The sequence below is a fragment of the Pseudomonas sp. SIMBA_041 genome, assembly GCF_046535095.1.
Taxonomy (GTDB): Bacteria; Pseudomonadota; Gammaproteobacteria; order Pseudomonadales; family Pseudomonadaceae; genus Aquipseudomonas; species Aquipseudomonas mucoides.
Map to the genome: position 1 here is coordinate 1 of NZ_JAWRXJ010000138.1, position 313 is coordinate 313.

At 25.6% G+C, this 313-nt stretch carries 1 protein-coding gene; it reads right to left on the minus strand.

The features are described 5' to 3' along the window. The coding region (locus SB725_RS30580) for a hypothetical protein (protein WP_410923094.1) at positions 1 to 313 on the minus strand (313 nt) is incomplete at both ends.

Here is a 313-nt window from a genome sequence, read left to right on the forward strand (position 1 = left end):
GTTCTCATCATTTTGAAGTGGTGTTAATTTTAAAGAATGAGTAAAAGAAAGAGACTTATTACCTAAATCATTATTATTTATCAAAATTGAAGATGATATAAATTGCCCAATTTCTTCAATAAATTCTGTTTGTCCTGATGAAACTATAATATCAATTTTAGACTCATTTAAAGCTAATGAGTTTATGTCTAAATTAAGACCTTTATGATTTTGCATTGCTTTATGTAAAGACAGCATAGCAATTACAAAACAAAAAGATACACCATATTCTTTATACCGTTTAGAAGTGATACTTTTTAAGAAATAGTTACCT